Consider the following 1,006-nt stretch of genomic DNA (forward strand, 5'->3'; position numbering starts at 1 on the left):
GAGAGCCTTCTGGACCACAGCCCCCGGGTGGCCTGGGAGGAAGGGGGGTGGGCCTTCCGCTTCGCGAGGGGAAGCGAGCGGAAGCGGACGGGGAGCTACTACACCCCCGAGGCCCTGGTGGACCTGGTGCTCAAGGAGGCCCTGGACCCGGTGGTGGAGGCCCGCCTGAGGGCCGCCGGGGACGACCCCAAGGCCCAGGAAGCGGCTCTCCTCTCCCTCAAGGTGCTGGACCCGGCGGCGGGGAGCGGGCACTTCCTCCTGGGGGCGGCGAGGCGCCTCGGGAGGAAGCTCGCCCAGGTGCGCACCGGGGAGGAAGAGCCCTCGCCCGAGGCCTACCGGGAGGCGGTGCGGGACGTGGTGCGATCCTGCCTCTACGCCGTGGACAAGAACCCCATGGCCGTGGAGCTCTGCAAGGTGGCCCTCTGGATGGAAAGCCATGTCCCCGGCAAGCCCCTCTCCTTCCTGGACAGCCGGGTGAAGTGCGGGGACAGCCTGGTGGGAGTGCTGGACGAGCGGGTCCTGGCCCGGGGCATCCCCAAAGAGGCCTACGAGCCCAAGGCGGGGGACGAGAAGGAGGCGGCGAAGGTCGCCCGCAAGGCCAACGAGATGGCCCTGAGGGGTATAGCGGACCTCTTCAGCCAGGACCTCCTCGCGGCGGAAGGGGAGAACTACGCCAAGGTGCTGGAGGAGCTCGCCCGCCTCCCCGAGGACACCCCCGAGCAGGTGGCGGCCAAGGCCAAGCTTTACGAGGCCTTGCGGGAGAAGGGCACCCTGAAGCGCCTGCTCCTCGCCTCGGACCTCTGGACGGCGGCCTTCTTCCAGCCCCTGAGGGGCAAGGGCCCTTTCATCACCTCGGACCACGCGCGGACGGTCCTCCAGGGGGGGCGGGTAGACGAGAGGTTGGAGAGCCTGGCGACCGAGCTTTCTGCCCGCCACCGCTTCTTCCACTGGTGGCTGGAGTTCCCGGAGGTCTTCCAGAAGGGCGGGTTTGACGTGGTGCTGGGGA

Annotated in this window: 1 protein-coding gene; it reads left to right on the forward strand. The window is 70.1% G+C overall.

Annotation, left to right across the window (positions count from 1 at the left end; translation table 11 throughout):
* The coding region (locus AC01Y6_RS10515) for an Eco57I restriction-modification methylase domain-containing protein (protein WP_476671476.1) at positions 1 to 1,006 on the forward strand (1,006 nt) is incomplete at both ends.

The sequence above is a fragment of the Thermus sp. genome, assembly GCF_056332225.1.